At 66.8% G+C, this 24,405-nt stretch carries 23 protein-coding genes; 8 read left to right on the top strand and 15 right to left on the bottom strand.

What is annotated here, in order from left to right; all coding sequences use genetic code 11:
* Positions 1-5 precede the first annotated feature (5 nt).
* Both EAO27_RS12355 and phaC read right to left on the bottom strand, forming a co-directional pair.
* A complete protein-coding gene (locus EAO27_RS12355) occupies positions 6-752 on the bottom strand; it encodes a phasin family protein (protein WP_242770076.1) in 747 nt (248 codons plus the stop codon).
* A gap of 123 nt (positions 753-875) precedes the next feature.
* On the bottom strand, positions 876-2,648 hold the full coding sequence (gene phaC / locus EAO27_RS12350; RefSeq protein ID WP_242770074.1) for a class I poly(R)-hydroxyalkanoic acid synthase: 1,773 nt from the start codon (positions 2,646-2,648) through the stop codon (positions 876-878).
* A gap of 119 nt (positions 2,649-2,767) precedes the next feature.
* Here phaC and EAO27_RS12345 point away from each other — a divergent pair, with 119 nt between their 5' ends.
* On the top strand, positions 2,768-3,988 hold the full coding sequence (locus tag EAO27_RS12345; protein WP_242770072.1) for an LL-diaminopimelate aminotransferase: 1,221 nt from the start codon (positions 2,768-2,770) through the stop codon (positions 3,986-3,988).
* A complete protein-coding gene (locus EAO27_RS12340; protein ID WP_242770070.1) occupies positions 3,988-4,461 on the top strand; it encodes a DUF2721 domain-containing protein in 474 nt (157 codons plus the stop codon). Before EAO27_RS12345 ends, EAO27_RS12340 begins: the two co-directional genes overlap by 1 nt.
* A 106-nt stretch (positions 4,462-4,567) precedes the next feature.
* Here EAO27_RS12340 and EAO27_RS12335 read toward each other — a convergent pair whose 3' ends face one another.
* Positions 4,568-6,142 (bottom strand): amidase, encoded by a 1,575-nt coding sequence (locus EAO27_RS12335; protein WP_242770068.1) that lies wholly within the window; start codon positions 6,140-6,142, stop codon positions 4,568-4,570.
* Between the two features lie 107 nt (positions 6,143-6,249).
* Here EAO27_RS12335 and EAO27_RS12330 point away from each other — a divergent pair, with 107 nt between their 5' ends.
* On the top strand, positions 6,250-7,566 hold the full coding sequence (locus EAO27_RS12330) for an MFS transporter (RefSeq protein WP_347567081.1): 1,317 nt from the start codon (positions 6,250-6,252) through the stop codon (positions 7,564-7,566).
* Between the two features lie 2 nt (positions 7,567-7,568).
* Here EAO27_RS12330 and EAO27_RS12325 read toward each other — a convergent pair whose 3' ends face one another.
* Entirely contained in the window at positions 7,569-8,159 is a 591-nt protein-coding gene (locus tag EAO27_RS12325; RefSeq protein WP_242770065.1) for an NADPH-dependent FMN reductase, read from the bottom strand.
* An 11-nt stretch (positions 8,160-8,170) separates the two neighbouring features.
* A complete protein-coding gene (locus tag EAO27_RS12320; protein ID WP_242770062.1) occupies positions 8,171-8,668 on the bottom strand; it encodes a L,D-transpeptidase family protein in 498 nt (165 codons plus the stop codon).
* Positions 8,669-8,755: 87 nt separating this feature from the next.
* On the opposite strand from EAO27_RS12320, the gene EAO27_RS12315 reads away from it, so the two are divergent.
* The gene (locus EAO27_RS12315) at positions 8,756-9,643 is read left to right on the top strand and encodes a haloalkane dehalogenase (RefSeq protein WP_242770058.1); all 888 of its coding nucleotides are present in this window, start codon (positions 8,756-8,758) and stop codon (positions 9,641-9,643) included.
* Positions 9,644-9,679: 36 nt separating this feature from the next.
* On the opposite strand, the gene EAO27_RS12310 is transcribed toward EAO27_RS12315, so the two are convergent.
* The gene (locus EAO27_RS12310) at positions 9,680-10,969 is read right to left on the bottom strand and encodes an adenylosuccinate synthase (RefSeq protein WP_242770055.1); all 1,290 of its coding nucleotides are present in this window, start codon (positions 10,967-10,969) and stop codon (positions 9,680-9,682) included.
* Positions 10,970-11,164: 195 nt separating this feature from the next.
* Between EAO27_RS12310 and EAO27_RS12305 the strand changes: the two genes are divergently transcribed.
* Entirely contained in the window at positions 11,165-11,542 is a 378-nt protein-coding gene (locus EAO27_RS12305; RefSeq protein ID WP_242770052.1) for a DOPA 4,5-dioxygenase family protein, read from the top strand.
* A 27-nt stretch (positions 11,543-11,569) separates the two neighbouring features.
* Here the strand turns inward: EAO27_RS12305 and EAO27_RS12300 are convergent, their stop codons facing one another.
* The 3 genes from EAO27_RS12300 to EAO27_RS12290 form a co-directional block, all read right to left on the bottom strand.
* Positions 11,570-12,682 carry an ATP phosphoribosyltransferase regulatory subunit gene (locus tag EAO27_RS12300; protein WP_242770049.1) on the bottom strand — a complete coding sequence of 371 codons (1,113 nt, stop codon included), beginning with the start codon at positions 12,680-12,682 and terminating at the stop codon, positions 11,570-11,572.
* A 145-nt stretch (positions 12,683-12,827) separates the two neighbouring features.
* Positions 12,828-14,414 carry a phosphoglycerate dehydrogenase gene (gene serA / locus EAO27_RS12295; protein ID WP_242770046.1) on the bottom strand — a complete coding sequence of 529 codons (1,587 nt, stop codon included), beginning with the start codon at positions 14,412-14,414 and terminating at the stop codon, positions 12,828-12,830.
* Positions 14,415-14,499: 85 nt separating this feature from the next.
* Positions 14,500-15,627, bottom strand: a complete 1,128-nt coding sequence (locus tag EAO27_RS12290; RefSeq protein ID WP_242770043.1) for a phosphoserine transaminase — start codon at positions 15,625-15,627, stop codon at positions 14,500-14,502.
* Positions 15,628-15,797: 170 nt separating this feature from the next.
* Here EAO27_RS12290 and EAO27_RS12285 point away from each other — a divergent pair, with 170 nt between their 5' ends.
* Positions 15,798-16,502, top strand: a complete 705-nt coding sequence (locus EAO27_RS12285; protein WP_242770041.1) for an extensin family protein — start codon at positions 15,798-15,800, stop codon at positions 16,500-16,502.
* 49 nt (positions 16,503-16,551) lie between these two features.
* Positions 16,552-17,427, top strand: coding sequence for an LOG family protein (locus tag EAO27_RS12280; RefSeq protein WP_242770038.1), 876 nt, complete (start codon positions 16,552-16,554; stop codon positions 17,425-17,427).
* 170 nt (positions 17,428-17,597) lie between these two features.
* Here EAO27_RS12280 and EAO27_RS12275 read toward each other — a convergent pair whose 3' ends face one another.
* Positions 17,598-18,035, bottom strand: coding sequence for a cytochrome c family protein (locus EAO27_RS12275; protein ID WP_242770035.1), 438 nt, complete (start codon positions 18,033-18,035; stop codon positions 17,598-17,600).
* Positions 18,035-18,706 (bottom strand): cytochrome c family protein, encoded by a 672-nt coding sequence (locus EAO27_RS12270; RefSeq protein ID WP_242770032.1) that lies wholly within the window; start codon positions 18,704-18,706, stop codon positions 18,035-18,037. The genes EAO27_RS12275 and EAO27_RS12270 overlap by 1 nt, the downstream gene beginning before the upstream one ends.
* Positions 18,707-18,871: 165 nt before the next feature.
* On the opposite strand from EAO27_RS12270, the gene EAO27_RS12265 reads away from it, so the two are divergent.
* Positions 18,872-19,762 (top strand): prephenate dehydratase, encoded by an 891-nt coding sequence (locus EAO27_RS12265; protein ID WP_242770029.1) that lies wholly within the window; start codon positions 18,872-18,874, stop codon positions 19,760-19,762.
* Between the two features lie 18 nt (positions 19,763-19,780).
* Here EAO27_RS12265 and EAO27_RS12260 read toward each other — a convergent pair whose 3' ends face one another.
* From EAO27_RS12260 to EAO27_RS12245, 4 genes are all read right to left on the bottom strand, one after another.
* Positions 19,781-20,455, bottom strand: coding sequence for a CDP-alcohol phosphatidyltransferase family protein (locus tag EAO27_RS12260; RefSeq protein ID WP_242770026.1), 675 nt, complete (start codon positions 20,453-20,455; stop codon positions 19,781-19,783).
* A 98-nt stretch (positions 20,456-20,553) separates the two neighbouring features.
* Positions 20,554-21,081 (bottom strand): hypothetical protein, encoded by a 528-nt coding sequence (locus tag EAO27_RS12255; protein ID WP_242770023.1) that lies wholly within the window; start codon positions 21,079-21,081, stop codon positions 20,554-20,556.
* 16 nt (positions 21,082-21,097) lie between these two features.
* Entirely contained in the window at positions 21,098-22,684 is a 1,587-nt protein-coding gene (locus EAO27_RS12250) for a J domain-containing protein (protein WP_242770021.1), read from the bottom strand.
* Positions 22,681-24,378 carry an Hsp70 family protein gene (locus EAO27_RS12245; protein ID WP_242770019.1) on the bottom strand — a complete coding sequence of 566 codons (1,698 nt, stop codon included), beginning with the start codon at positions 24,376-24,378 and terminating at the stop codon, positions 22,681-22,683. Before EAO27_RS12245 ends, EAO27_RS12250 begins: the two co-directional genes overlap by 4 nt.
* Between the last annotated feature and the right edge of the window lie 27 nt (positions 24,379-24,405).

The raw sequence follows: 24,405 nt of genomic DNA, 5'->3' as shown, positions 1-24,405 counted from the left end.
GGTCCTTAGGCGGCCTTCATCTTCGAGCTGATGACCGAAACGCGGTTCGAAATCGGCGCGAAGCTCTCGTTGGCGAGCTTGACGACCAGTTCGCTGGTCTTCGAAGTCTGCGCAACGGCGGCGTCGAACGCCTTCTTGCTGTTCTCGGCATAGAGCTTGAAGAATTCGGTCGGCGACTTGACGGCGGTGTAGCCCTTCAGCGCGGCCGACGTGTCTTCGAAGCTCTTGCGGGCGAAGGCGACGCCTTCCTGGCCGAGCGTCTCGAAGCCCTTGGCTGCGATCTTGCCCGACTCGACGAGCGCTTCGACGTTTGCCTTGTTGAACTCGACGGCTTCTTCGGCGAGCTTGCTCGACTTGGCCATCGCTTCCTTCGCCTTTTCATTGAAATCGGCGGTCAGCGCTTCGGCGCGGGTCTTGGCGTCTTCAGCGAACTTCTTGACGGTGTCGTTCATGGTCTTGAATCCTTTGGTGGCGGCGGCGACGGGCTTCGGCGCGGCCTTCAGGGCTTTGGGGGCAATCGTCTTCGCGGCAGCCTTCTTCGGGGCGGCCTTTTTGGCGGCCGGCTTTGCAGCATTCTTTTGGACCGGCTTGGCCTTCGCCTTTTCGGTCGGGGTCTTCACGGGCGCCGCAGCGATCTTTTCCGCCGAGGGGGCGGCAACCGCGGGGGCCGCAGGAGTCGCCACCGGCTTGGCGGGCGTTTCCAGCGTCGCGGCTTCGAAGGCCTTTTCGGCACTATCCATCTTGGTAGCCATCGGGACAACTCCTTTATGTTGCAGTGCACAATATAGGAGCGGAGCGGCGATTTCAAGGATATTTTTGTGCAGCGCACAAAAATATCGCAAGAGCCGCCCCTGACGCGATATATTCGCTAGATATTACCGCTGCTTGACATAGCGGCCGGGTGCATCCTCGATCGCTTTTTTGGTCCCTTTTCCGGGGATGCGCGCGCCCTTGGCGGGGATTCTGGCGCTATCCTGCGCGGAAATCCAGCCGATCCAGTGCGGCCACCAGCTGCCCTTGGTCTCGGTCGCACCCGCAACAAATTCGTCGAGCGTCGCGGCACGATTGTCGCCGGTCCAATATTGATATTTGCCCGCGGCGGGCGGGTTGACCACGCCCGCGATATGCCCCGATCCCGCGAGCAGAAAGGTCTTCTCGCCCGACAGATGGTCCATCAGCCGCCAGACGCTGGCGAGCGGGGCTATATGATCCTCGCGTCCGGCCTGGATATAGGCGGGGGTCTCGATCTTGCGGAGGTCGACCGGCGTGCCGCACACCGACAGGCTGTTCGGGATCACCAGCCGGTTGTCGCGATACAGGTCGACCAGATACTGGCGGTGCCATTTCGCGGGCAGGTTGGTCGTGTCGCCGTTCCAGTAGAGCAGGTCGAAGGGCGGATAGTCGTTCCCGAGCAGGTAATTGTTCACGACATAATTCCAGATCAGGTCGCGCCCGCGCAAGCTGTTGAAGGTCGCGGCCATATAGCGCCCGTCGAGGAACCCCTGCGCCGACAATTGCTGGAGCAGCGCCAGATAGCTCTCGTCGACGAACAGCTTGAGGTCGCCTGCCAGTTCGAAATCGACCTGCGCGGTGAAGAACGTGACCGACCGCACCTTTTCGGCCTCGCCCCTGGCCGCGAGCATCGCCAGCGTCGCGGCGAGGGTGGTGCCCGCGACGCAATAGCCGATGGCGTGGACATGCGGCACCTTGAGCAGGGTGCGGATCGTGTCGATCGCGTCGACCTGCGCCGCGACATAATCGTCCCAGACGACGTCCTTCATCGACGCGTCGGCCGATTTCCACGACACCATGAACACCGACAACCCCTGTTCGACCGCCCATTTGACGAAGCTTTTCGCGGGGTTGAGGTCGAGGATGTAGAAGCGGTTGATCCACGGCGGGAAGATGACGAGCGGGACGGTGAAGACATCGCCGGTCACCGGCGCATAATGGATCAGCTGATACAGATCGGTCTCGTGGATCACCTTGCCCGGCGTCGTCGCGATATTGACCCCGACCTCGAACGCGTCGGGGTCGACGTGGCTCAATTGCCCGCGTGCGAGATCGGCGAGCATGTGACGGAGGCCCTTGAGCAGGCTCTCGCCGCGCGTCTCGACCGCGCGCTTGATCACCTCGGGATTGGTCGCGGCGAGGTTGGTCGGCGAAAAGGCGTCGGCCATGCTCTTCGCGGCGAACTCCATCTTGGCGCGCGCGTCGGCGTCGAGCCCCGACAGCTGGCGCGTCGTTTCGAGCAGCTGGTCGGACAAGAGGCCATAGGTCTGGCGGATCAGTGCAAAGACGGGGTTCGCCGTCCAGTCGGGATCGGCGAAGCGGCGATCCTTCGCGGGGGCTTCGGTGACCGGCGCGAAGGACGGGCCGAGCGTCGCGAGCGAGGTCCAGAAATGGACGCCCTGTTCCCACATCTTTGCCGATTGTTCGGCCCAGAGCTTCGTCGCCGGGCTGTCGAGCCATTTGGCCGGGTCGAACAGCGGCGTGGCTGCCTTTTCCGCGTCGGCCTGACCCATCGCATATTCGAGCATCATCTGCTGCGCCCGCGCCATCACGCTCGTCCAGTGCTGCAGGTCGTCGGGCGAGGGCAGGAAGGGATTGGCGGTGCCGCTGCCGTCGTTCTCGCCCGTATCGCTCATGTCTGCTTGTTCCCGCTTCTCAGTGGCGCCAATTCGCCTATAACAAGGCGCGTCGCGACTGGCGACAGCCCTTCGCGAACATATCGTCCTGTAACGAAAAGGAGTTGTTCTAGTTTCCCATGTCCGAAGATGAATTCTATCGCATCAAGCGCCTGCCGCCCTATGTCATCGCCGAAGTCAATGCGATGCGAGCGGCCGCGCGTGCCGCGGGCGAAGACATCATCGACCTGGGGATGGGCAACCCCGACCTGCCGCCACCCGCGCACGTGATCGAGAAATTGTGCGAAGTGGCGATGAAGCCCGACGCGCACGGCTATTCGCAGTCGAAGGGCATTCCGGGACTGCGCCGCGCGCAGGCCAATTATTATGCGCGCCGCTTCAACGTCGAACTCGATCCCGAAACCGAGGTCGTGGTGACGATGGGGTCGAAGGAGGGGCTGGCCAGCCTCGCGACCGCGATCACCGGCCCCGGCGACGTTGTGCTGGCGCCGAACCCCAGCTATCCGATCCACACCTTCGGCTTCATCATCGCCGGCGCGACGATCCGCAGCGTGCCGACGACGCCGAACGAGGATTACTGGCGCGCGCTCGACCGCGCGATGGCCTTCACCGTGCCGCGCCCGTCGATCCTGGTGGTCAACTATCCGTCGAACCCGACCGCCGAATCGGTCGACCTTGCCTTCTACGAGCGGCTCGTCGCCTGGGCGAAGGAGAACAAGGTCTGGGTCCTCAGCGACCTCGCCTATTCGGAACTCTATTACGACGGCAACCCGACCCCTTCGATCCTGCAGGTGCCGGGGGCGAAGGATGTCGCGATCGAATTCACCTCGATGTCGAAAACCTATTCGATGGCGGGCTGGCGCATGGGCTTCGCGGTCGGCAACAAAAGGCTGATCGCGGCGATGACGCGCGTGAAGTCGTACCTCGATTATGGCGCCTTCACCCCGATTCAGGCGGCGGCCTGCGCCGCGCTCAATGGGCCGCAGGACATTGTCGCGAAGAATCGCGAACTCTATCAGAAGCGCCGCGACGTGATGGTCGAAAGCTTCGCCCGGGCCGGCTGGGATATCCCGAGCCCGCCCGCGTCGATGTTCGCCTGGGCGCCGCTGCCGCCCGCGCTCAAGGAGATGGGCAGCCTCGAATTTTCGAAGCAGCTCCTGACCCATGCCAAGGTCGCGGTCGCGCCGGGGGTCGGCTATGGCGAGGACGGCGAAGGCTATGTCCGCATCGCGATGGTCGAGAATGAGCAGCGCATCCGTCAGGCCGCGCGCAACATCCGAAAATTCCTGCAGATGCACGGAGTCAACACGCCGTCGGTCGCGGCCGGCGGCGGAGGATAATGTCGGCCGACGCGAGCGCGATTGCGCAGACGATCCAGCTGTCGGTCACGCCGGTGTTCCTGCTGGTGGCGACCGGCAGCCTGCTCAACGTCATCGCCGGGCGCCTGGCGCGCGTCGTCGATCGGTCGCGCAACCTGATGGAGCGCCTGCCGGGCACCGAAGGCAGCGAGCATGAACGGATCGTCGGCGAACTGCGCATCGCCGACCGGCGGATGGGGATCATCAACAATTCGATCCTGTCGGCGGTGGCGTGCGGCATCGTCGTGTGCGTGCTCGTCGCGCTATTGTTCACCCAGGCCTTCACCGGCATCAACCTGGGGGTTGCCGCGTCCTGGGCCTTTGCGGCGGCGATGCTGTTGCTGCTCGTCTCGCTGATCCTGTTCCTCGTCGAGGTGCGGCTGGCGGTGCGTGCGATCCACGTGCCGATCGAACTGCTCGAATTCGAGGAAAAGGGCCGGAACCGGCCAGCGTAAAAGATGGCGTCCTAAATATCCCGTCATTGCGAGCGAAGCGAAGCAATCCAGAGCAAGCGTAGACCGCCCTGAATTGCTTCGCTTCGCTCGCAATGACGATTGATTGTTACGGTTCAACGCCCACCCTGAAAGCCGGCGCCACGCGCTTGCGGCTCGCCTGTTCATAGGCATAGCCTGCCGCGAGCACGTCGGCGTCAGCCCATTTGGGGCCGATGATCGACAGGCCGACCGGCAGGTCGCCGACCGCGCCCATCGGGACGGTGAGGTGCGGATAGCCGGCGACGGCGGGAAGCTGGCTCGCGCTCGGGCCGCTGTAATCATCCCCCTTGCCGAGCGTGCTGACCCACGCCGGGCCGTTGGTGACGCCGACGAGCAGGTCGACCCGGTGTACCGCGCGCAGCCGGTCGATCCCCTCGGGCCCCGCGAGCCGCGCCGCGGTGTCGCGCGCGGCGATGTAGGCGGGGCTGTCGAGTCCGCCCTTGCTTTCGGCGAGTTCGAACAGCGACTGGTCGAACCATTCGAGCTCCGCGGGGTTCGCGCGGTTGAAGGCGATGAGGTCGGCGAGCGTCTTCGGCCCGTCCGGCGCGGGCAGCGTCGTCAGATAGGCCGCCATGTCGGCCTTGAGTTCGGTCAGCAGTACCTCGAACTCGGCATCCTCCAGTTCGGCAAGACCGGTGCGGCTGTCGGCGATCTCGACGATCGTCGCGTCGAGCGTCTCCATCTGCTTCAGCGCGGCGTCGAACAGCGCGGCGATATCGGCACGGTCGCCGATCCGGTCGCGCAGGACGCCGATGCGTTTGCCGCGGAGCGCGTCGGGGGACAGCGCCGCGACATAGTCGGCCTTGCGGGCGTCGGCTTCGGCGGTCGCGGGGTCGGCGGGGTCGCTGCCGGCGATGACGTTCATCACCGCCGCGGCGTCGTGCACGCTCAGCGTCATCGGTCCCGCGGTGTCCTGGCTGTGGCTGATCGGCACGATATGCGTGCGGCTGACCAGCCCGACCGACGGCTTGAAGCCGACGATGCCGTTGAGCCCGGCGGGGCAGGTGATCGAGCCGTCGGTTTCGGTACCGATCGCGAGCGGCGCGAGGCTGGCGGCGACCGCCGCGGCGCTGCCCGATGACGACCCGCATGCGTTGCGGTCGAGCGCGTGCGGGTTTTTCGTCAGTCCGCCGATTGCGCTCCACCCGCTGGTCGAATGGTTCGACCGGATGTTCGCCCATTCGCTGAGATTGGTCTTGCCGAGGATGACCGCGCCCGCGTCGCGCAGGCGCGCAACGATGGAGGCGTCGCGGTTCGTGACATTCTCCTTGAGCGCCAGCGAGCCGGCGGTAGTCGGCAGCGGCCCTGCCGCCTCGATATTGTCCTTGAGCAGGACCGGGATGCCGTGGAGCGGGCCGCGCGGTCTGCCCGCCCGGCGCTCGAGGTCGGTCCGGTGGGCATCACTCGTGGCGGCGGGAAAGGTTGCGATGACGGCATGCAGCTGCGGTCCGGCATCGTCGAGTGTGCGGATGCGTTCGAGATAGGCCGATGTGATGACGTCGCTGCTGATCTCGTCGCGCACCATTTCCGCCTGCAGCGTCGCGGCGTCCTTGCCTTCGACGGGGGGCAGTGGCGGCGGCATCGCCTGCGCCGGAGCAAGGTCGAGCAGGGCGGCGGCGGCGAGCAGCGAAATTTTTTGCATGGCCGGCAGGCTGGCAGCCGTAGCGGCAATTGCAAGGGCGGATTTTCGGCACGCCGCAACGGCGTTGACACCAAGGTTCCAATCTGCCCCCTTGGCGGCGGGAGAAAATGATGACCGAAAAAACGGCCGTGTCGCAAGGCCTCGTTCCGCCATCTTCCGACAGCGTCGCCGCGCAGACGCGGACGATGCTGTGGGTGCTGCTGATCGTCTATATCTTCAACTTCCTCGATCGCCAGATCGTCAATATCCTTGCCGAGCCGATCAAGGCCGACCTTGGTCTCAGCGATACCGAGCTCGGGCTGCTCGCGGGGCCGGCGTTCGCGGTCTTCTACGCGCTGCTCGGCATTCCGATCGCGCGCTACGCCGACCGCGACGGGACCAATCGCATCCGGCTGATCTCGCTTGCGCTCGCGATCTGGTCGGCGATGACCGCGGTGTGCGGACTCGCGCAGAATTTCGTGCAGCTGCTTTTCGCGCGCATCGGGGTCGGTATCGGCGAGGCCGGTTGCACCCCGGCGGCGCATTCGCTGATCAGCGACAGCGTGCCGCCCGCAAAGCGATCGTCGGCGATCGCCTTCTACGGCATGGGGGTGCCGATCGGTTCGCTGCTCGGGCTGATCATCGGCGGCATCGTCAACGATCTCTACGGTTGGCGCGTCGCGCTGATGCTCGTCGGGCTGCCGGGACTGGTGCTGGCGCTGGTCGTGCTGTTCGTACTGCGCGAGCCGCGGCACCTGCGGCCGGCGGAGGCGGTCGCGGCGACCGCCCCCGAGCCGTTGTCGACCGGTGCCGCGATGCGCGAAATCTTCGCCTCGCGCGCTTTCGTCTACATATTGATCGCGGCGTCGGTCACCGCCTTTCTCGGCTATGGCAAGGCGTTGTGGACGATCAGCTTCTTCATCCGCAGCCACGGCCTGTCGACGACCGAGGCGGGATTGTCGATGGCGGTCGTGCTCGGGCTGGCAGGCGTGCTTGGCACCTGGCTCGGCGGCAAGGTGGCCGACCGGTTCGGCGCGCACGACAAGAGGCACATCCTGACCTTTCCCGCCTATGGCATGGCGTTCGGGGCGCCCGTCCTGTTCCTCGGCTATTACATGGAAAACTGGATGGTCGCGGTTGCACTGCTGATCGTGCCGACGGTGCTCAATTCGGCCTATTACGGGCCCGCCTATGGCTGCGTGCAGGGACTGGTGCGGCCGCAGGCGCGCGCGGTCGCGGCGTCGATCATGCTGTTCGGCCAGAATCTGATCGGGCTCGGCTTCGGTCCCTTCCTGTTCGGTGTGCTGTCCGACGCGCTCGCGCCGACCTATGGCCAGGAAAGCGTGCGCTACGTCCTCTACGGCGCGGCGTGGTTGGGGCTGATCCCCGCTTTCTTCTTCTGGCGTGCGAGCCTGCGGCTGAACGCCGAACTCAGGACGAGCTAGGGCTAGAAGGGCGCGGCCTGTCCGGCGCGTTGCCCGCGCGCGGCGTCAATCCACCAGCCGAGGTCGTCGGCGAAACGGGGAAAGGCTTTCGCGATGCGTCCGCCGTCCTCGCCCGCCGGCAGGCCTTGCTCGTCGAACGCACCGCCGATGCGCGCGAGCGACAGCGGCGTCGAGGTCACGACCATGCCCATCGCACCCAGCGTCGTGCGCCATGCGGTCGCGGCGCGGACGCCGGCGAAGGGGCCTGCCGAATAGGAAGCGATCGCCGCGGGCCGCCACGCGAATTCGGGGAGGAAATGATCGACCAGATTCTTGAGCCCCGGTTGCAGCCCGCCATTATATTCGCCGGTGACGAAGACAAAGCCGTCGGCCGCCGCGATCGACGCGGCGAGTGCGGCCATTGCGGGCGGCGCCTCCCCGGCGCGATAGTCGCTGTGGCGCTGGTCGAGCATCGGCAGGTCGACAGCCTTGGCGTCGACCAGTTCGGCATTGTCGCCGCGCGCGCCGATCGCCTCGACGATCCAGCGGGCGAGCTTGATGCCCTGCCGGTCGCGACGATAGCTGCCGTAGAAGACGAGGATGGTGCGGGACATGCGGGGGACTCCTAGGGGGTGATGGTGATCGGGGTGCCGTCGGGGACGATATCCCATAATTGCTCGATCTCGGCGTTCGATACCGCGATACAGCCGTCGGTCCAGTCGTGCGTCAGCGTCGGTCCGGGCCAGGCATTGGGCTGGCCGTGGATGAAGATGTCGCCCCCGGGGGAGCGCCCGCGCGCCTTGGCATAGGCGCGGTCGGCGGCGTTGGGATAGGAGATGCGCAGCGACAGGTGGTAGGCGCTCTTCGGATTGCGGCCGTCGATGACATAATCACCCTCGGGGGTGCGTTCGTCGCCCTCGAAGCGCTTGTGTCCCGACGGCGCGTCGCCGAAGCGGATGTTCGTGTAGCGCGCGATCTCGCGACCGCCATCATAAGCGATCAGTGTGCGTTTGCTCTTGTCGACCAGCAGCCGGTCGGCCTTTGTCCCTTCGCGAGGCGGCGGCGAAGCTGCGGTTCCGCAGGCGGCGAGCAGCAAACATGCGAGGGGGAGGGCACGGCGCATGCCCCCGACCCTAAGCTTCTGTCGCGATCGGGCAAGTGGTTGCCAGCGCCGCCGCTCCGGTTAAGATGGTCGCGGGGGGGACCAGCCATGACCATATTTCGCACGCCCGATGCGCGCTTCGCGGCGCTGCCCGACTGGCCTTACGCGCCGCAATATCGGGAGGTCGAGGGCGGACTTCGTGTCCATTATGTCGACGAGGGCGCGCGCGACGCGCAGCCGGTGCTGATGCTGCACGGCGAACCGACCTGGGGCTATCTCTACCGCAAGATGATCAGGCCCGCGGTCGATGCGGGGTTTCGTGTCGTCGTACCCGACCTCATCGGTTTTGGCCGCTCGGACAAGCCGCTCGACGCCGGCGCCTACAGCTATGCGGCGCAGGTCGCATGGATGCGCCAGTGGATCGAGGCACTGGATTTGCGAAACATGATCCTCGCCTGTCAGGACTGGGGTTCGCTGATCGGGCTCAGGCTGGTGGCGGAGATGCCCGAGCGCTTCGCCGGGGTCGCGCTGTCGAACGGCGGCCTGCCCGAGGGGCAGCCCGCGCCGCGCGCCTTTGCGATCTGGCGGGCCTTTTCGCGCTTCAGCCCGGTCTTTCCGATCGGGCGCATCGTCAATGCCGGCGCGAAACGGGTGCTGACGCCCGGCGAGATCGCCGCTTATGACGCCCCCTTTCCGACGCGCAGGTCAAAGGTCGCGGCGCGCATCTTTCCGTCGTTCGTGCCGTTGGGAGACAATGTCGCGGTGCCTGACCAGAAGCGCGCGTGGGAGGCGCTCGAGCGTTTCGACCGACCCTTCCTCTGCTGTTTCGCCGACGGCGATCCGATCACCCGCGGCGGCGACGCGCTGTTCACCGCCCGCGTGCCCGGTGCGCGCGGCATGGCGCACCGCACGCTGCACGGCGGACATTTCATCCAGGAAAACGACCCCGAAGGTTTTGTCGCGGCAATCCGCGACGTCGCGGCGGCGGGCCGCTGATCCTCTCCATGGCCGCGCCACGGGGAGGATCGGTGATCAATCGCTGAACGGATCGCGGATCAGGATCGTGTCCTCGCGCTCGGGGCTGGTCGACACGAGCGCGATCGGGGTTTCGATCAGTTCCTGCACGCGCTGGATATATTTGATCGCCTGCGCGGGCAGGTCGGCATAGCTGCGCGCGCCCGCGGTCGATTCGTGCCAGCCGTCCATTTCCTCGTAGATCGGCTCGACCTCGGTCTGATCGGCGGAATGCGCTGGGAAATAGTCGAGGATCTTGCCGCGCAGGCGATAACCTGTGCAGATGCGGATGGTGTCGAAGCCGTCGAGAACGTCGAGCTTGGTAAGCGCGATGCCGGTGACGCCCGACACGGCGCAGCTCTGGCGCACCAGCACCGCGTCGAACCAGCCGCAGCGGCGCTTGCGTCCGGTGACGGTGCCGAATTCATGGCCGCGCTCGCCGAGCTTCTGGCCGGTTGCGTCCTCGAGTTCGGTCGGGAAGGGACCGCTGCCGACGCGCGTCGTATAGGCCTTGGCGATGCCGAGCACGAAGCCCACCGCCGAGGGGCCGAGCCCCGATCCGTTCGCGGCGGTGCCGCTGACCGTGTTCGAACTGGTGACGAAGGGATAGGTGCCGTGGTCGACGTCGAGCAGCACGCCCTGCGCACCTTCGAACAGGATGCGCGCGCCCGCCTTGCGGACCTTTTTCAGGCGCTTCCACACCGGCTGGGCATATTCGAGCACATAGTCCGCGATCTCGGCGAGGTCGGCCTTCAGCCGGTCGCGGTCGATCGGCGGTTCGCCGAAGCCCGCGCGCAACGCGTCGTGGTGCGCGGTCAGGCGGTCGATCTGCGGATCGAGCTTGTCGAGGTGCGCGAGGTCGCAGACGCGGATCGCGCGGCGGCCGACCTTGTCCTCATAGGCAGGACCGATGCCGCGCCCGGTGGTGCCGATCTTGCCCGCGCCCGCGGCGGTCTCGCGCAGCGCGTCGAGGTCGCGGTGGAAGGGCAGGATCAGCGCGCAATTGTCGGCGATCGCGAAATTCTCGGGGTTAATGGCGACGCCCTGGCCGCGCAGCTTGGCGATCTCGTCGCGCAGCGCCCACGGATCGAGTACGACGCCGTTGCCGATGATCGACAGCGTGCCGGTGACGATGCCCGAGGGGAGGAGCGAGAGCTTGTAGACCTGTTCGCCGACGACGAGAGTGTGCCCGGCGTTATGTCCGCCCTGGAAACGGACAACGGCGTCGGCGCGGCTCGCAAGCCAGTCGACGATCTTGCCTTTGCCCTCGTCGCCCCATTGCGACCCGATGACGGTAACATTTGCCATGATGCTGTCCTGCTGAGCGGCCAATTTTCGGCCCGGCGCGGCCTTAGCGGATTTGGCCGCAGAGGCAAGGGCGGCGGGACATCGCGCCAATCCATTTTGCACCCCTGCCAACCGGGTGCGAGGTTGCCGCGGGGACGGGGGCGGGTGGGCGCTCCAGACCTTGTCCGCCGGGCCGCGCCATGATCTATCGATGCGATGACCGATCCCGACGCGCCCCACCACGCCCATATCTATTACAATCCCGCCGAACGGGCCGCCGCGGCGATGCTGCGCGAAGCTTTCGACAGCGACCCCGCGATCCTGTTCGTCGGGGCGATGACCGACGGTCCGGCGGGGCCGCATCCGATTGCGCAATATGAGGTGCATTTCCTCGGCGCTGCGGTGCCCGCGGTCGTCGCGGCGATCGAAGCGGCGGGGCTGCGCGCGCTCGTCCATCCGCTGACCGACGACGACCTTGCCGATCACACGACGCTGGCGCACTGGATCGGCGAATCGGTCGCGCTCGACGTGAGCGTGCTCGATCCGCCGGGGGTCAACCAGGGGATTCCGCGCTTCGGGGTGTCGGACTTCTGATTTTTCAGCCGTAGCCCGGAGGCGGGTTCAGGCCTCTACTGGCCCGTCGGGGCCGAGGCGCCAGGCACAGCCGAGCGCGCGCGCATCATCGCCGTCGGACAGCGCCGCGACCGTCTGCCAGTCGTCGGCACGCAGGCTGGCGGCGATGGCGGGATCGTGGCCGAGCGGCAGGAAGATGCGGCGTTCGGCGATATCTTCGGCGCCCAGTCCATCGTCGATCAGCGGGTCGGGGTAGAGCGAAAAGCCGATCGCGGTTTCTTCGCGGCTTTCGCCGACCGGGATCGCATAGCTGCCGCCGCGGCCGATCGCGTCGCCCTGGCCGGGGACGAAGATCTGGAAACCGAACCAGCTCTGATAGGCGAAGCCGTGGCGCTCGGTCGGATCGAGCGTCAGGTCGGCGCGGTCGCGCACCGGCGCCGCGATCGCTTCGAGTGCGTCGATGCGGCTGGTCAGGACTCCGGTGGTGTCGAAGGCGCGCAGGTCCGCGATCGCCTGGTCGAACGGTCCGGTCGCGCGCAGCAGCGGCAGGTAGCTCGCGGCGCCGAGGCGGACGAGCGCGCCGGCATCCTTGGCATCGAGCGCATCGCGCAGTTCGTCGCGCGATGCCGCGACCGGCAAGGTCCCGGCGAGCAGGTCGACGATGTCGGGCAGGGTGAAGTCGATCGTCGCACCGCCGATGCCCGCGGCGTCGAGCGCGTCGATCGCGACGGTCACGATCTCGCGCGCCGCGGCGACGCCGTCGCTGCCGATCAGTTCGGCGCCGACCTGGAGCATCTCGCGCGCGGGGCGGAGCTGACTCGCGCGCAGCTTGACCACCTGCCCGGCGTAGCAGAGCCGCAGCGGGCGCGGCGCGGCGGCGAGAAGCGACGTCGCGATGCGGCCGACCTGCCGCGTGATGTCGGGGCGCAGCGCGAGCGTGCGCTGCGACACCGGGTCGGTGAAACGGAGCAGATCGCGCGCGCTGCGGTCATCGTCACCGCCCAGCGTCTCGCGAAATTCGGCGAGCGGGGGCGACACGCGACCATAGCCGTGCGCGCGCATCGCATCGACGAGCGCGCGGGTGACGCGCGACGCCGCCTCGGCCTGCGCGGGCAGGCGGTCGCGGAGGCCTTCGGGCAGCAGGGCAGGGGCCTTGGTCATCGGTGCGGCCTTAGGCTGGTCGCGCCCGGAGTCAACGATCCGGTGCGATTCGTCCGCGTCGGGTGGCGCCGAAACACCTTGGAGGAGAGAGAGCCTGTTTCAGCATCCCGGTCTCACCCGACGCGGACTGGAGCGGGCTTGAAGCTTAGAAGTTCAAGCCCTTCACCGTCTTGACGCCGGGCAGCTGGCACAGCTGCCACAGCAGGGGTTCGGGCATCGCCGAATCGAGCGACAGCAGCAGCACGGCCTCGCCGCCCGCAGCGCGGCGGCCGAGGTGGAAGGTGCCGATGTTGAGTCCCGCGTCGCCGAGCGTCGTGCCGATACGGCCGATGAAGCCGGGCGCGTCCTCGTTCACGATATAGAGCATGTGGCCGTCGAGGTCGGCCTCGACCTTGATCCCGAACATCTCGACGAGGCGCGGGTCGCCGTTGCTGAACAAGGTGCCCGCGACCGAGCGGTCGCCCTGTTCGGTTGCCACGGTGACGCGGACGAGCGTGTGGTAATCGCCGTCGCGGTCGTGGCGCACTTCGCGCACGTCGAGCCCGCGCTCGCGCGCGAGGTGCGGGGCGTTGACCATGTTCACGCTGTCCGAATAGCGGCGCATCAGCCCGGTGAGCACCGCGGCGGTGATCGGCTTCAGGTTGAGTTCGGCGGCGGCGCCCTCGACTTCGACCGAGATGGTCGTAAGGTTGTCGTGCGCGAGCTGGCCGACAAGGCTGCCGAGCTTTTCGGCGAGGCTCATATAGGGGCGCAGCTTCGGCGCTTCCTCGGCCGACAGGCTGGGGACGTTGAGCGCGTTGGTGATCCCGCCGGTCAGCAGGTAATCGCTGATCTGCTCGGCCACCTGAATGGCGACATTGACCTGCGCCTCGTCGGTCGACGCGCCGAGGTGCGGAGTGCAGATGAAGTTCGGCGTGCCGAACAGCGGATGGTCGGCGGCCGGCGGCTCGGTCTGGAACACGTCGAGCGCCGCGCCCGCGACATGGCCGCTGTCGAGCGCCGCCTTCAGCGCCGCTTCGTCGATCAGCCCGCCGCGCGCGCAGTTGATGATGCGCACGCCCTTTTTGGTCTTCGCGAGATTTTCGGCCGACAAAATGCCGCGCGTCTGGTCGGTCAGCGGCGTGTGCAGCGTGATGAAGTCGGCCTTGGCGAGCAGAGTCTCGAGGTCGGCCTTTTCGACGCCCAGCTCGATCGCGCGCTCGGGGGTCAGGAAGGGATCGAAAGCGACGACCTTCATGCGCAGCCCGATCGCGCGTTCGGCGACGATGCTGCCGATGTTGCCGCAGCCGATCAGGCCGAGCGTCTTCGAGGTGAGCTCGACGCCCATGAAGTCGTTCTTCGGCCATTTGCCCGCCTGCGTCAGTGCATTGGCTTCGGGGATCTGGCGGGCGAGCGCGAACATCATCGCGATCGCATGCTCGGCGGTGGTGATGCTGTTGCCGAAGGGCGTGTTCATCACGATGACGCCCTGCTTCGACGCCGACGGAATGTCGACATTGTCGACGCCGATCCCGGCGCGGCCGACGACCTTGAGGTTCGTTGCGGCGGCGAGAACGTCGGCGGTGACTTTCGTGGCCGAGCGGATGGCGAGGCCGTCATAGTCGCCGATCATCGCGATCAGCTCGTCCTTGGTCTTGCCGGTGATGACATCGACGTCGATGCCGCGTTCCTTGAAGATTGCGGCGGCTTTGGGGTCCATCTTGTCGCTGATGAGGACTTTGGGTGCGGTCATTGGTTTTCTCCGTCATCCCAGCGAAAGCTGGGATCGTTGGGAATGGGTATGATCGATAGCGGTCCCAGCTTTCGCTGGGACGACGTCAAGCGTTGAGCGAGGCGTAGGCCCAGTCGAGCCAGGGGCCGAGCGCTTCGATATCGGCGGTGTCGACGGTTGCGCCGCACCAGATGCGAAGTCCCGGGGGAGCGTCGCGATAGCCCGCGATGTCGTAGGCTGCGCCTTCGGCCTCAAGCAGCCCTGCGAATTTCTTGATGAAATCCGCGTCGGCCCCGGCGACCGACAGGCAGACCGAGGTCTTCGAGCGGCTGGCGGGATCGGTCGCGAGATGGCTGAGCCACTCGCGGTCGGCGACGATCTTGTCGAGCGCCGCGGCGTTCGCGTCGCTGCGCGCCTTCAGCCCGTCGAGGCCGCCCAAGGACTTCGCCCATTCGAGCGCGAAGATCGCGTCCTCGACCGCGAGCATCGACGGGGTGTTGATCGTCTCGCCCTTGAACACGCCCTCGGCGAGCTTGCCCTTCGACACGAGGCGGAACACCTTGGGCAGCGGCCAGGCGGGGGTGTAAGTTTCGAGGCGTTCGACGGCGCGAGGGCCGAGGATCAGCACGCCGTGACCGCCTTCGCCGCCGAGCACTTTCTGCCAGCTGAAGGTCGCGACGTCGATCTTGTCCCACGGCAGGTCGTAAGCGAACACCGCCGAGGTCGAGTCGGCGAAGGACAGACCTTCGCGGTCGTCGGGGATCCAGTCGCCGTTCGGGACGCGGACGCCGCTGGTGGTGCCGTTCCAGGTGAAGAGCACGTCGTTCGACCAGTCGACCTGGGTCAGGTCGGGAAGCTGGCCGTAATCGGCGCGGATGACCGTCGGGTCGAGCTTGAGCTGCTTGACGGCGTCGGTGACCCAGCCCTCGCCGAAGCTCTCCCATGCGAGCGTCGTGACCGGGCGCGCGCCGAGCATCGTCCACATCGCCATTTCAAAGGCGCCGGTGTCCGAGCCCGGAACGATGCCGATGCGGTGCGTGTCGGGAAGCTGGAGCATCTCGCGCATCAGGTCGATGCAGAGAGCGAGGCGCGTCTTGCCGATCTTCGCGCGATGCGAGCGGCCGAGCGATTCGGTGGCGAGTTTTTCGGGGGTCCAGCCCGGCGGCTTGGCGCAGGGACCGGAAGAGAAGAAAGGACGCGCAGGCGCTGCCTGCGGTTTACGCACTTCAGTCATGTAGACTCTCCTTACAGAGAGCTCGCGCGGCGTTGGGACCGCGTGGCCCGGCGCTGCGTTTAAGGGGAGCCGCGCAACTGTCAAACAAATTGCGCCGCCCGCGCGAAATTATCGACGAACGGAATCGTGGGTTAGCGACTTGTTAACCAAATCGTCGATATTTTGACGTCATGGCGAAACCCGCGTTCCTCCGGCTCCGAGTCCTGATCGCAAGCGCCGCGGCGCTCGCGCTTTCGGCCTGTTTCGGAGCCCCCGAGGTTATGAAGGGCGGCACCGGATCGAAGCAGGCGGCATCGAGCGGACCCAAACGGCCGCAGGTGAGCGGTGCGCCCTCCTTTAACAGCCCCGAGGCGCAGCAATGCGCCTTCGACCTGAAGCAGGCGGGGGTGAAATTCACGCCGCTGCCGAACCAGGACCATGGCGGCGGGTGCAGCTCGATCGATTCGGTCAAGCTGCTCGACGTCGGCACGCCGACGTCGGGGCTCGGCGCGATGACCTGTCCGCTCGCGCGCAACTTCGCGGCGTGGGCGCGCTATGCGGTCAAACCCGCGGCGCGCCAGTATCTCGGGACCGAGGTCGTCAGGATCGAAACCTACGGCACCTACAGCTGCCGCAATATCTATGGCGGCCGGTCGGGGCGCCTGTCGCAGCATGCCTATTCGAACGCGGTCGACGTGGCGGGCTTCGTGCTTGCCGACGGGCGGCGCATCATGCTCGACGGCGGCTGGAAGGGCGACCGTGCGTCGCAGGAGTTCCTGCGCGCGCTGCACAAATCGGCGTGCCGGCGGTTCGGGACCGTGCTCGGTCCCGACTATAATGCGGCGCACTATAATCATTTCCATTTCGACATGAGCGGCAACGGTTACTGCCGCTGAACCGCGGCGCGTCTTGGCTTTCGGGGCGGAAGCGGCTAGCCGTTCGCCAATGACAAAAGACAAACAACCCCATCGTTCGCGTTTCCACAAAGCCAAAGACGACGCGCAGTTCGCCAAACAGGCGACCACCACCCCGCAGACGGCGGACCCCGCCTACAAGCTCGCCTTTCAGGACAAGGACTTCCTGCTGCGTGAGGATCTGCGCCCGGTGCGCTTCCAGCTCGAGCTGCTGAAACCCGAACTGCTGCTCGACGAGGCGGGGATCGAATCGACGCTCGTCATCTATGGTTCGGCGCGCATTCCCGAGCCGTCGCAGGCCGACGCGCTCGAAAGCGCCGCGACCGATGACACACAGCGCAACATCGCACGCCGGCTGAAGGCGAAGGCCAAATATTATGACGAGGCGCGCGCGCTGGCGCGGCTCGCGAGTCAGGTTCCGTGCGACGACAAGGGCTGCCGCCACTTCGTCGTCTGTTCGGGCGGCGGACCGTCGATCATGGAAGCGGCGAACCGCGGCGCCGACGACGAAGGGCGCGAATCGATCGGGCTCAACATCGTGTTGCCGCACGAGCAGGCGCCGAACCGCTTCGTCACGCCGTCGCTGAGCTTCCAGTTCCACTATTTCGCGCTCCGCAAGATGCACTTCCTGCTCCGCGCGCGCGCGGTCGCGGTCTTCCCCGGCGGTTTCGGCACCTTCGACGAAATGTTCGAGCTGCTGACGCTGATCCAGACCGGCAAGATCAAGCCGATCCCCATCGTGCTGTTCGGCGAGGAATTCTGGCGCCGCGTCGTCAATTTCGACGCGCTGGTCGAGGAAGGCGTGATCAGCGCCCGCGATCTTGGCCTGTTCCGCTTCGTCGAGACCGCCGACGAGGCGTGGAAGATCATCTCGGATTTCTACGAGGGCGCCGACGCGCGGAGCTGAATTCCCGTCGCGCCGCGCCGCATCGACCGGTGCGGCGCGGTTCGCCTGCCGGGCGGGTACGCGATGACGAAGAAGCCGTATGAAGGCCTGCGTCAAACCCCGACAACCGACGGGAATAGATAATTGTCCGGATCGATCCAGCGGCGTCCTTCCGGACCGGCGCAGCAGGATTATTTCTGGGCTTCCAGATAGAGAAGCAGCGCCTTGCGGTCGGCGGGGTCGTAGACGCCGGCAAAGGCCATGCGCGTGCCGGGCAGGTTCTTCATCGGCTCGGCCAGATACGCGTCAAGCGTCGCGACGTCCCAGACGCCGCCCTTTGCCTTCATCGCCGACGAATAGTTGAAGCCGGCGTGCGACGCGACCGCGCGGCCGACGACGCCGTGCAGATTCGGGCCGATGCCGTTGCGGCCGTCCTTGTCGATCGTGTGGCAGGCGACGCAGCGCCGGAAAATCTGTTCGCCCATCGCCGCGGTCGGTTCGACCGCGGGGGTGTCGGCGGCGGCCGGAGCCGCGGCCGAATCGCCGGGAGCGGTTTCGGCCGCCGGATCGGCCTTGCCGCAGCCGGCGAGCGCCAGGACGCCCGCCAGCAGGACGGGCGCGAGACGCATTATTTCTTGGCTTCGGCCGGGGCCGGCGCTGCGGCGGCGCCTTCGGCGGGTGCGGCCGGTGCGGCGGCCGCGCCATCGGCCGGGGCGGCGGCGCCCTCGGCTGCCGGAGTTGCGCCCTCGGCGGGCGCGGCGCCTTCAGCCGGTGCGGCTTCGGGGGCGGGCAACGGCAGGTTCGAACCCATGCTGTTCATGTAGACGATCAGGTTGGCGCGATCTTCGGGGTTGCCGAGACCGGCGAACGACATCTTGGTACCGGGCGCATATTTGCTCGGCTTGGTCAGCCAGGCGTCCATGCCCGCGAAATCCCAATTGCCGGGAACGCCCTTGAGCGCGCCCGAATAGGCAAAGCCCGGGACATGGCCGTGGGCCTTGCCGAGCGCGCCCCACAGATTCGGACCGATGCCGTTGGCGCCGCCCTGTTCGATCGTGTGGCAGGCGGCGCACTTCGCGAACACGGCCTTGCCCTTTTCGGCGTCGGCGGCAGCGAGAAGGTTGGGAAGCGGCACCGCCGCGGCTCCGCCGCCGGCACCGGCGTCGGTGTCTTCGATGACGAAACCAGGCTTTTCGGGCGCATGGCCGGCCGACAGCATGCCCGTGCCGATCGACAGGCCGAGGGCGCAGATGCCGGCAAACAAGACCCAGCCGGCGATAGTGTTGTTGCGATTGTCCATGCTCTGCAGCCCCGTACGCTCGCGCCCGTGATCGGGCGCATGTCTGATTTGGTCGACCCCTTACTGGTGCGCGCGCGGCGGCGCAAGGGGATGAAAGGGCTTTCGCGCGGTTGCGTGAAATGCGGTGCCCCGCTATGCGCCGCCGCGCACTTCGGGAAGGCGGATATGGGCAGCTATACGGTATCGGCGCAGCGACTGGTCGACACGATGAAGGAGGCGGCGCTTGCCGAGCCCGCGCGCGGGCTGGCTTTTCAGGGCGCGCCCGGCGCGAACAGCGACCTTGCCGCGCGCGAATATGATCCCGATGCGCTGCCGCTTCCCTGCTACAGCTTCGAGGATGCGATCGAGGCGGTGCGCGACGGGCGCGTCGACCGCGCGATCATCCCGATCGAGAACAGCCTGCACGGCCGCGTCGCGGACATCCATTTCCTGCTCCCCGAATCCGGCCTGTCGATCGTCGGCGAGCATTTCCTGCGCATCCGCTACGGGCTGATGAGCCGCAATCTCGGCCCGGTGACGCGCGCGATGAGCCACGAGCAGGCGCTCGGCCAGTGCCGTCAGTGGCTGCGCGCCAATCACATCGATCCCGTCGCGCACAGCGACACCGCGGGCGCCGCGGCGTGGGTCGCCGACAGCGACGAGGTCGGGCTCGCCGCGCTCGCGCCGCCGCACGCTGCCGATCTCTACGGGCTGACGCTGCACGGCACCGGCATGGAGGACGCCGATCACAATATGACGCGTTTTGTCGTGCTTGCGCGCGAGCCGCTGGCCGAACTGCCGCAGGGCGTACCGCTGATGACGACGTTCATCTTCGAGGTGAAGAATATCCCCGCGGCGCTCTACAAGGCGCTCGGCGGCTTTGCGACCAACGGCGTCAACATGACCAAGCTCGAAAGCTATCAGGTCGGCGGCAGCTTCGCCGCGACGACCTTTTATGCCGACATCGTCGGTGCGCCCGGCGAGGAACATATCGACCGGGCGCTCGAAGAGCTCGATTTCCAGACCAAGTCGCTGCGGCTGCTCGGCACCTATCGCCAGGCGCGCGTACGCGGCTGACGACGGCGATCGCGCAAATCAGTCGCGTCGGTGCGCGAGCTGGCGCGCGGTCGTGAAGCTCTGCGTCACGAACAGCGTGACGAGAATGCTCGAGACGAGCAGGCCGAACAGGTCGAACGCCGAAAAATTGATGCCGCGGACGTCGGCGCCGCCGACGACCGGCATCAGCGCGGTCATCGCGATCAGCATCAGCCGCAGTTCGGTCGGGCCGCCCGCCATATAGGACAGGCGGAATTCGCCGACGACCTTGGCGGCGAGGAAGGTGTGGATCGCGAGCAGCAGGTAGCCGATCACCGCGATCAGCGCGACGTCGAAGCGCATATAGGGGCTGAGCCCGATGCCGCCGACCATCAGCAGGATCGCGAGCCCGTCGACACTGTGGTCGACGAAATAGCCGTAGGAGGGGCGCTCGATCCGCCGCCAACGGGCAAGGCTGCCGTCGAGCGAGTCGCCGAACCAGTTGACGACATAGCCGGTGATCGACAGCGCGAGCCACGCCGGGCTCAGCCAGCTCAGCATATAGCCCATCGCCACCATCGCCGCGCCGAGGAAGCCGAGCGTCGTCAGCTGGTCGGGGGTGACCCACATCGGCAGGCGCGCGCAGAGCCAGTCGAGCAAGCGGCGTTCGCGGCGCGCGAGGATATTCTGCTGGATGCGGACAGGGGGTGTCGCCTGCCGGGGGTTGCTGCTCATATCGGCCTTTCGTCGAGAGCTGTCACATCTGTGTCAGCCAGACGTCACGGAGCGGCCATAGGCGCTTTTCGCAGGCGGCGAAAGGGCGCCGGGTGCGGTCAGTCGCGCCAGGGACCGATCTCACCGACTTCGCCGACGGTCCGGTGGCGCACCGCGCCGTCGAGCCAGACGATTTCCCACATCGGGGCCGGGCGCGCCCATTCGCCGATGACGAACAGCGGCAGACGGTTCGCGGCGACGAAGGCGAAGTCGTCGGCGGTCGGGCCGGGGACGACGGTTTCGGTGCGCTGGTGCAGCCGTACGACCGCGAGCGTGCCGTCCGGCGGAGCGGGGAGCGACTGGCGCACCGGGATCGCAAGGCTCGCGCCGATGTCGGGATTGCCCCGGCTGTCGCGGACCAGCAGCAGGATCTTGTCGGCGGTCGGGTAGGGGCCGCCGACGGGCCGCCCCGCAACCTTGCGCCCCGCGATCGCGGCAAACAGCCGGATATCCTCGTCGGGGATGGCCGCGGGGGCGGCCGCAACCGCGGGCAGGGTAACGACGACGGGCGGCGGGGCCGGGGGCACCGCGGGGGGGATCACCGGATCGGCCGCAAGGATTGTCAACAACAGGGCGGGAATCATCATGGCGGCATCGTAGGGGTTACAGCAGGACCGGCAATATCTTGCGCGCTTCGGCCGCAGGAACCTCGGTCATCAGTTCCAGCAGACTGCCAACCACGGCGCAGCGGTCGGCATCGGGCGGGCTGTCCGATGACAGTGCGGCGCGCACGCGCGCCTCGGGTAGTCCCGATCGCTTGATCAGCTTGCCGATCAGCGCGCCCGAAATATCGGCCTTGTCCGAAACGAGCGGCCATTCGCGGCCGTCATATTCGTCGTGGACCACCGAAAACATGCGATAGCCATAGTCTGCCGGGACAGTGTCCGCATTGTTGCCCTGTCGGAGGTAGGAGCGCGGATTATTGGTGAATGCGGCGCAGGCCGGCGCATCCTTCTTCAGCGTCTTGATCATCCCGACCCGGAATCGGGCATCGGCGACCTGTTGCTCGTACGGCAGCTTGTCGATGATGTAATAATAGGTGTCGGTGATCTCGCGCATCATCGCGCGGTCGCGGGGTTCGGCGGAATCGGCAAAGCGTGCCCCGGCCCTGCCCAGCGTGTCGTACATGTGGGGGCTCTTCTGCTTGAGCGTTTCCGGGGTGCGTCCATCGGCGGCGGCGCCGGGAAAGCGGCTCGCGACAAAGGCGGCGACCGCATCATCGGCCTGCTGTTTTTCGGCAACGGCCGCCGCCTGACGGTCGATGCCCGTCGATGCGCCACCGTCGAGCATCCGCGGCAGCATGGCGAAGAAGATCGCGACCAGTACCAACCACACCCAGGGATTGGGGCCGCTGACGCCGCCGTTCGCTGTCTTCTTTTCCCAGCGCGCGACGAGGTCGGACTGCCAATGTTCCTGTTCGAGCCAGGGATAGTCGCGGCGGATCGTCGCGATCAGGTTTCCCATCCGCTGCTTGTCGACCGCGCGCAGCCACAGCGGGCCCTTGGGCTTGCCGCGCGCGAGTTCGATCCACTCGCGATGATAGGCGTGGCCCGGCGTGCCGAGCTCGCGCACGAGGCTGTGCCCTTCGTGCGCGTTGAACAGCCAGGGGATTGCGGGATGAATACCCAGTTCGTGGGCGCGGGCACTCCACTGGAAATGCTCGGCGATGCGCGGAAACAACGCTGCGCCGCGCGGGTAGCGCTCGGCGAGCAACTGCGCGAGCCACGTCTCCACGCGCGCATAATGGCCGAGGTCGGCCATGCGTTCGTCGGCGAGCAGCGCGTCGAGGTGCGCGTGCAATTCCTCGACCTGCGACGGAGCCATCTCGCCTTCGCCCGTGAAAAGCTCGACCATGCGCTGGAAACACTGCTCGTCCTCGTCGTTGTAGTCGACCGTGAACCGGGGCTTTTCCTCAGGGCCCGGCGCGGGAGGCGGCGGCGCGGCGTCGCCGTCGAGCGGGTCGCCCAGGCCGAAATCGTCGGCCTGCGTCTCGTCGTCTGCCAGCTGCGGCGGATGCAGGAAATGCCCCGACAGCGCGGCATCGCGCGCGTCGCGCAATTCCATGAACGCCTCGGTCGCGGCGTCGGGGTCGAGCGCTTTCAGCAGCCGGGCATAGGCCTCGCGGATGGTCTTGCGGTCGTCGGTCGGTGCGATGCCGAGGATCGGCCACGGCCAGTGCAGGCCGCTCACAGGCGGTAGTCCCTTTCAAGCTCGCCGAGCGCCGCGCTGAACGCCTCGCGCGCCTTTTCGATCGCGCGCGGGTCCTGCGTTTCGATCACGCCCTCGAAGTCGAGCAGCATGCGCGCGATATGCTCGCGCCGCTCGTCGATGAAATCCTCGTAGAGGCGCGCCGCCCAGCCGAGCACATATTGGTTCTCGGCGGCGTCGCGCGGGTGCGTCTTGAGCGCGGCGAGCTGTTCGCGCCGCGCCGCGAGCTGCTCGGCGGTCAACGCTTCGGCATCGTCGCTGATCAGCATCGACCGGGTCTCGCCGGTTTCGGGGATGGTCACGTCGACGTCGAGCAGGCCCGAGGTGTCGTAGGTGAAGCGGCAGTCGATCGACACCTGTCCCGCGGGCTTTTTGGGGATCGGAAATTCCATCGTCCCGAGCAGGATGTTGTTAGCGACCTCGCGCGATTCGCCCTGGTAGATGTTCAGTTTGATGTGCGTCTGGTTGTCCGACATCGACGCATAATTGTTGGTGCGGCTGATCGGGGTCGGGCTGTTGCGGCTGATGATCGGCGAGAACAGCCCGCTGCGCAGGCGGCCGTGGCTGTCATATTCGGTGACCTCGACCCCCAGGGTGAAGGGGCAGATGTCGGTGAGCCGTACTTCGTCGAGCGCGGCGTTGCGCGCGACCAGCCCCGCCTGGATCGCGGCGCCGATCGCCACCGCATGGTCGGGGTGGACGACATGGTTCGGAAAGCGTCCGAACATCTTGGTGATCGCCTTGCGGATGATCGGCATGCGCGTCGCGCCGCCGACGAGCACGATGTCGCTCAGCGCCTCGATCCGCAAATCGCTGTCGCGCAGCGAGCGCAGGATCGGATCGCGCAGCCGGACGAGCAGCGGCTCGGCGAGCTTTTCGAAGGTTGCGGCATCGATCGACAGGTCGAACTGACGCTCGCCGACGGTCAGCGCGACCGTGGCTTCATCCCGGTCGGTGAGCATGCGCCGCGCGCTGTCGGCGGCCTGGAACAGTCGTGCCTGGAGCAGGTTGCTGCGCACATCGGTGGGAAATTCATGGCGCTCGGTCCAGTGGGCGACGATCGCATCGGTAAAATCGTCGCCGCCGAGCCGGTTGTCGCCCGACGAGGCGCGCACCTCGACGATCGCGTCGAACATCTCGACGATCGACACGTCGAAGGTGCCGCCGCCGAGGTCGAAGACGAGGAAGGGTTCGCGATCCTCCTTGTCGGCGATGCCAAAGGCGAGCGCCGCGGCGGTCGGTTCGTTGAGCAGGCGCGCGACCTTGAGGCCCGCGAGTTCGCCCGCGCGGCGCGTCGCCTTGCGTTGCTTGTCGTTGAAATAGGCGGGGACGGTGATGACCGCCTCGGTCACCTCCTGCCCGGTCGCGGCCTCGATATCCTCTTTCAGGCTGCTCAGCACGATTGCCGAAAGATCCTCGGCGCGGAACGAGAAACGGCCGATCTTGATCGTCTTGTTCGTGCCGATGAAGCGCTTGAAGCTGGTGATCGCCTCGGCGGGCTTGAGCGCCCAATGGTTGAGCGCGGGCTTGCCGACCAGCGTCGTCCCGTCGGGCAGGATCGCGACCGCCGAGGGGGTCAGCAGGTCGCCCAGCGCATTGGGGATCAGCCTCGTTTCACCATTTTCAAAAAGTGCCGCCGCGCTGTTGGTCGTTCCCAAATCGATACCGACGATCATCCTGCCCCCGAATAGCCCTCAAGAGTC

Origin of the sequence: Sphingopyxis sp. YF1 (genome assembly GCF_022701295.1) — a bacterium.
In the GTDB taxonomy this organism is placed as follows: domain Bacteria; phylum Pseudomonadota; class Alphaproteobacteria; order Sphingomonadales; family Sphingomonadaceae; genus Sphingopyxis.
Note: the sequence above shows the minus strand (reverse complement) of the source record. Positions and strands in the feature narration are given on the sequence as shown.